Below are 4,845 nucleotides of genomic sequence, written 5' to 3' on the forward strand. Positions count from 1 at the left end.
CCGTCGTGCACATCGCCGTAGAACGGGATGCCGTTCTCGTTGCCGACTGGCCTAAAGTCAATCTGCTTTTGCAACGATGACGGCGGTTGCAATCGTGTGTGATCTGCAGTTTGGCTCCTCTTAAACGCCATTGCCTACAGCGGGGAGCTGGCTCATTGTTTCAGCTCCTGTTTTTAGAAGAATGGCTGCTTCACGGAGCGATTTCTTTTTGCCAAAAGGAGGAACCTGGATGTCAAAATGGTGGATGATCCGCGCGGGCGATCGCAATGAACTGATTCCGCTTTGGCTGGAAAAGGGCATCGCATCGATCGGTTGGGCGAGATTGGGCGATCCGAAGCGCTTTCGGTCGAAAGAACAGCTGCAGCGAAAGGCGGATGAAGTGTTTGCCGAGTCAAAACCAAAATCGAGAACGAGTTGGGTGAATCAAGTATGGCGGTTTGCCCATGAAATCAAAAAGGGCGATCGAGTGATCACATATTCAAAAGAGAAAAGGGAGTACATTGTTGGAACCGTGACAGAAGAGCATCGTTACGATCCCTCCATCGGGCATCCCTATTATCCGAACATCATCCGGGTAAAATGGGAAAATGCGACAGTTCCAAGGGATTCGCTGTCAGACGGAGCGAAGAACAGTTTAGGTTCGACGCTGACGGTGTTTCGAGTGGACGAATGGGGCGATGAAATCGAGCAGCGTTTACACAGTGAACCATTCTCAAAACCTCAACATGAAGAGGGGGAAACGGAAGAAATCGTTGAAGACCTTGTTGGAAAAGCGTTGATGATGATCCAAGACAAAGTGGACAAGCTTGATCCGTGGCAAATGCAAGATTTAGTGGCGGGCTTGCTTCAAGCAATGGGGTACAATGTGCAAGTGAGTCCGAAAGGCCCTGACGGCGGTGTGGATGTGCTCGCCTATAAGGACGCGTTTGGCTTTGAAAAACCTGTAATCAAGGTGCAAGTGAAGCATCGCAAAAGCGCCGCCTCGGCCCCGGAAATCCAGCAGCTTCTCGGAGCCAACCCGATTGATGCCAATTGCCTGTTCGTCTCCACAGGCGGTTTTACGTCCCACGCAGAGGCAGTCGCCAAACATAATTCCGTGAAACTGATTGATTTGGAAGAGCTGGTCAACTTGATTGTCCATTGGTATGAGAACATGCCTAGCGATGCGAGAGCGCTGCTTCCGCTGCAGAAAATGTATGTGCCCGAATCTTGACAAACATAAGGCTTCATCCCTGCTTGGCAAGTGCGAGAGGATGAAGCCTTTAGTGATGATCGACATGTTTTTACTCCAAAACGCTGCGATATTGATCGTACACTAGCGAGGTCAAACTAATCTTGTCTAAATAACGAACAGGGCACAAGAAGGTCACGGTGATGACCCCAGGATGTCGGCCAATTTCGATGGCGCCGGTAATCGTGGCACGGTTCATCACCTCAGGGACAGAGATGCCTAACGTTTTCGCTGCCCGTTGCAACCCGTTTTCTGTTGCCTCATTTAGGTTGGCACCTGTCCCGACAAAGGAAATCGGCAACGATTCTTCCAACTTGTTTACCCCCCATGATTGTGCCAAATCGAGGGCGATCTCTTTTTCTTTTTTTGTCAATGGCTTTGCCAAGTAGGGGAGGTCCTCAGCAACAGGAAGAAGAATCGGTCCGTCAATGGTCAACCCTTTGATCACTTTCACTTGAAGGGTGACGATGCCAGATACGTCGGTCGTATGCCCAGCAATTTCCCCGTCGCCCTGCATGGCATGCATATCACCGAGATAAACACCTCCGCCCCGCACTTTCACAGGGCAGATCAACACGGCGCCTTCGCGTACACGGTTAATGTCCATATGTCCGTCCGTGCGATCTTCCAGCTGTTCTTTCGTAATCCCGTATTCATGTGGGGCGTTGATCAGAAATTGGCCAAAGTCGCCAGCGTTATGTGAATCCGGTAGCGGACGCGCCGGGGTGGTGCCGAGCTGTCCGAGGAACGGGCGGAGTCTGGCCACCGTTCCGACTAAGTCATGGGGCGCAAACGTGACGATCGGGTTTTGGACGGAGTTGTCGGGTGTCGCCATGTAGTACCGTCCTTGTCGAGCGATGAGTTCTGCCGCTTCTTTATGCACGGTCACGCCGATTTGTCGGTTTGGATCAAACGTCATCGTATAGCCGTTCGTAAATACAAATGGAGTCACGTCCGCGCCACAATTCGCGCACCGAATGGCTTCCGGGCCGATCCCCTCGATTTTCGTTTCCGGGTACATCGTTCCGCACTGTGGGCATTTGACAGCAACGAACGGATCGCCGACAAACCGACCTTCCATTGGTTTATCATTTCCTGAGGATGTGGCGATAGAGGTGACGCGAATCGATTTGATCTTAATCGCAATGGCGTCTCCTACTTCAGCGCCTTCGACAAAAACGGGCTTTGTCACTTCATGGCCACCGCGGATGCAAGGAGTGATCATCGGTCCCCAGCAACCAGGAGTAGTATTGGCGACAATGTATCCCCCATCCTGCACGGGGCCAAGCATGTTTCCATGAGGGTCTAAGATGCCGTTAGTGAACTCATTGACAAACACGGTTTGTTTCGCTTCCATGGCGTTCCCCTCTTTACTTTTAGATTTTAGGATTGGTTACATAGGAACCTTGGATCGCTGACAACGAACCTTCGACGGGTGATGTCTAACTACATTTTAGGAAATTCAGTAGAGTATTGTCAAAATAATCGGGTGTATATTTATTATATTTTGTTAAGTCAAAATATTTTGGAATTTAATTCTTGTAATGTATAATAATTTTAGAAAGGAGGAAACGAAATGAGCAATAGCATAGAAAAGAAATTAAGAGAAAAAGGGATTAAGTGTTCAGAACAGGAATTGATGATGCTTGAGCATCAGTGGAAAGCCATTCAGCAACTAAAACAGGGAGTCGAAAAACTTGGCTTGAATGAGGCAGATATTGGAGTCGTCCACCAACCGGGAGGTGTGTATCGTGGAAAAACGGCTAAATACGAAAACAATCTCTGAACTTTCCCCTCTTCTAAAAAACAAAGAAGTTTCACCTGTTGAGCTCGTTGACGATGTACTCGAACAAATTGAAACATTAAACAATAAGCTGAATGCCTATATAGAGGTGACAGCAGAGAAAGCACGCAAGCAAGCTGAGTTGGCGGAATCGGAAATCCGATCTGGAAATTACCGCGGCCCGCTACATGGCATCCCTATAGCAATCAAAGATATTCTTTACGTAGCTAATGAAACAACAACGATGGGGTCAAAAATTCACCGAAACTTCCGGCCAACTTACAGTGCGACAGTAATCGAGAAGTTGACGGAAGCGGGAGCAGTGTTTCCTGGAAAAACAAACTTGCATGAGTATGTTTGGGGAGCAACGAACAATAATCCTCATTTCGGACCTGCCCGAAATCCTTGGGATCCTGAACGCATTCCCGGAGGCTCAAGCGGAGGATCGGGGGTCGCAACGGCGGCGCATATGACGATTGCTTCCCTAGGAACAGATACCGGTGGTTCGATTCGAATTCCTTCTTCGTTTTGCGGCATTGTCGGTTTAAAGCCCACCTATGGACTAGTAAGCAAATATGGTTGTTTCCCGCTTGCATGGTCGTTGGACCATATCGGTCCGATGGCGAAAACGGCGAGGGACGCTGCCTATATTTTAGAAGCCATGGCAGGATACGACCCAAAAGATCCTACTTCCACCGATGCCCCTGCAACGAGTTATTCCACACAATTCATGGAGTCTGTTAAAGGTGTAAAAATTGGCATAGAACCGTACTTCTTTGATCATGTGGATGAAGGAGTCGAAAGAGCGGTTAAACAGGCGATTGCTTCTTTGGAACGCGAAGGTGCTGTTGTAGAAACCGTGCGAATTCCAACATTGCAATATGCGCAGTATGCGGAAATGATCACGATTCTTTCAGAAGCCAGCGCTATTCATCACAATCATTTAGTAGAAAGGGAAGAAGATTTTGGCGATGATGTCCGTTTCCCTTTAAAGCTTGGAGAACTCCCTTCCGCTGTAGACTACTTGGAAGCGCAACAAATTCGTTTGAAATTGGATCACGAGTTCATGGAAATATTCAATAAGGTAGATGTTTTGATCACCCCAACCATTCCGTTTCTCCCTCCCAAAATCGGGCAGGATACGGTATGGATCAATGGAGAGGAAGTAAACTTTCTTGACCATATCATCCGTTTTACAGGACCGTTTAACTTGACGGGCTTGCCTGTTGTAACGGTGCCATGTGGTTTTGTTCAAGGACTTCCTGTAGGGATGCAAATCATCGGCCCAGCCTTTGGGGAAGGAACGATATTAAATGTTGCTGATGTGTTTGAAACGTTGCATCCTGAGCTGAAATACCCGCCGGCCGTTCTAAGAAAGTAAAAGCAAACGCTGGTCGTGGCGATGTACTTACTGAAGGGCGGTCTCAAAAGGTGATGATGACATAACTTTTTGAAGCAGCCTTTTTCAACTGAGTGTTTTTCACTCGCGTTCGCTGCCGTTTGTATGACGGGGAGCAAGCACAAAACGGAGAGCTTTTTTCCTGGCTCTCCATTTTTTATATCGTACATGCAGGATTTTCGCCTCGTGCTCACGAATGATAGTTGGTGAACATCTTCATCGTGAGGTGATCGGATGGCCATTGACCATGACCGATTGTTCAAAGAGCTGATCCAGACGTTCTTCGAAGAGTTTTTCTTCCTCTTTTTCCCCGACANGCACGAGCATATCGATTTCCGCCATTTGTCCTTTTTGTCCGAAGAACTGTTCACTGATGTGACCGCAGGAGAAAAATACCGCGTTGATCTGTTGGTCGAGACGAAGCTGAAAGGG

4 protein-coding genes and 2 pseudogenes are annotated in these 4,845 nt (G+C 48.2%); 4 read left to right on the forward strand and 2 right to left on the reverse strand.

From position 1 onward, the window contains the following. A pseudogene (locus VU18_RS21220) lies at window positions 1-109 on the reverse strand (DUF4277 domain-containing protein); the annotation flags it as partial. 120 nt (window positions 110-229) lie between these two features. On the opposite strand from VU18_RS21220, the gene VU18_RS06075 reads away from it, so the two are divergent. Further along, window positions 230-1,213 (forward strand): restriction endonuclease, encoded by a 984-nt coding sequence (locus VU18_RS06075; RefSeq protein WP_033025180.1) that lies wholly within the window; start codon window positions 230-232, stop codon window positions 1,211-1,213. A gap of 70 nt (window positions 1,214-1,283) precedes the next feature. Here the strand turns inward: VU18_RS06075 and VU18_RS06080 are convergent, their stop codons facing one another. Next, window positions 1,284-2,588: an acetamidase/formamidase family protein gene (locus tag VU18_RS06080; RefSeq protein ID WP_047757809.1), complete on the reverse strand. Its 1,305-nt coding sequence runs from the start codon at window positions 2,586-2,588 to the stop codon at window positions 1,284-1,286. A gap of 219 nt (window positions 2,589-2,807) precedes the next feature. On the opposite strand from VU18_RS06080, the gene VU18_RS06085 reads away from it, so the two are divergent. From VU18_RS06085 to VU18_RS19470, 3 genes and pseudogenes are all read left to right on the forward strand, one after another. Continuing rightward, window positions 2,808-3,017 (forward strand): hypothetical protein, encoded by a 210-nt coding sequence (locus tag VU18_RS06085; RefSeq protein ID WP_014195569.1) that lies wholly within the window; start codon window positions 2,808-2,810, stop codon window positions 3,015-3,017. After that, complete coding sequence (locus tag VU18_RS06090; protein ID WP_047757810.1) at window positions 2,983-4,395, forward strand: amidase; 1,413 nt, start codon at window positions 2,983-2,985, stop codon at window positions 4,393-4,395. The genes VU18_RS06085 and VU18_RS06090 overlap by 35 nt, the downstream gene beginning before the upstream one ends. A 335-nt stretch (window positions 4,396-4,730) precedes the next feature. Further along, window positions 4,731-4,845 (forward strand): annotated as a pseudogene (locus VU18_RS19470) (DUF4351 domain-containing protein); the annotation flags it as partial.

Origin of the sequence: Geobacillus sp. ZGt-1 (genome assembly GCF_001026865.1) — a bacterium.
GTDB lineage: Bacteria > Bacillota > Bacilli > Bacillales > Anoxybacillaceae > Geobacillus > Geobacillus thermoleovorans.

What these genes read in the sequence shown, in the direction of transcription:
- VU18_RS06075 (WP_033025180.1), top strand. Translation starts at nt 230, where the DNA reads ATGTCAAAATGGTGGATGATCCGCGCGGGCGATCGCAATGAACTGATT.
- VU18_RS06080 (WP_047757809.1), bottom strand. Translation starts at nt 2,588, where the DNA reads ATGGAAGCGAAACAAACCGTGTTTGTCAATGAGTTCACTAACGGCATC.
- VU18_RS06085 (WP_014195569.1), top strand. Translation starts at nt 2,808, where the DNA reads ATGAGCAATAGCATAGAAAAGAAATTAAGAGAAAAAGGGATTAAGTGT.